We start from the raw sequence: 449 nt of genomic DNA on the forward strand, positions 1-449 counted from the left end.
ATACCGTGTCCCTGAGCATCACCGGTGCCACCTCGAACGGCGCAGCGCTGGAGAACCCAACCATTGGCGGCCCAGCGTCGGTGACCATCGGCGACACCACCAGTGAAGTCTTCGCGACCCTGACCGCAGACAAAACCACTGTGGCAGAAGGCGGCCAAGTCACCTACACCGTGACCCTGACCACCAGCACCGGTCTGCCACTGACCAACCATCCGGAGCTGACTTTCAAGCTCACCGACGGTACGTTGATCAAAGTCCCGGCGAACAGCGTCACTGGCCAAGCGACCATCACCGCTGCGGACGACATCGCAGCGGGCGGCCAACCGACCATCGTTAACAAGCTGGAAACGGTCGAAGGTGCAGGCACCTACGAGAAACTGACCCTGGGTCAAAACGCAGTGCAAACTGCTGTGACCGACGAACCTACCGGTCAAGGCGATGCCGTCGGT

The 449-nt window shown here is 61.2% G+C and carries 1 protein-coding gene; it reads left to right on the forward strand.

All coding sequences use genetic code 11. The features are described from left to right. Positions 1 to 449 (forward strand): immunoglobulin-like domain-containing protein (locus ORL50_RS28765; protein ID WP_266020093.1); only part of this gene is annotated, 449 nt, incomplete at both ends.

The sequence above is a fragment of the Pseudomonas sp. RIT-562 genome, assembly GCF_026241895.1.
Lineage (GTDB): Bacteria > Pseudomonadota > Gammaproteobacteria > Pseudomonadales > Pseudomonadaceae > Aquipseudomonas > Aquipseudomonas mandelii_F.